General features: G+C 59.5%; 1 protein-coding gene. It reads right to left on the bottom strand.

All coding sequences use genetic code 11. From position 1 onward, the window contains the following. A partial coding sequence (locus SB772_RS45415) for an undecaprenyl diphosphate synthase family protein (protein ID WP_410839205.1) occupies positions 1-237 on the bottom strand: 237 nt, incomplete at both ends.

Raw genomic sequence — 237 nt, forward strand, 5'->3', positions numbered from 1 at the left:
CTACGCAAAAACAGGTCCACGTCCGGCAAGTCCGGCTCGTCCAAGTACTTCTGGATTGTCTTCTCGGACACCGAACCCGGCTTGAGCCGCCCTTCGGCGACGTCGCGCGCTATCGCTGCAACGGCGTCGGCTATTTCAGCGCGGCCGCCGTAATTAACACACATGGTTAGCGTGCAGGTCTCGTTGGCGCGTGTGTAGTCTTCAGCGTCTTCCAACTCCTTGATGACCGAGCCCCAT

Source organism: Paraburkholderia sp. SIMBA_030, from assembly GCF_046535245.1.
Classification (GTDB): domain Bacteria; phylum Pseudomonadota; class Gammaproteobacteria; order Burkholderiales; family Burkholderiaceae; genus Paraburkholderia.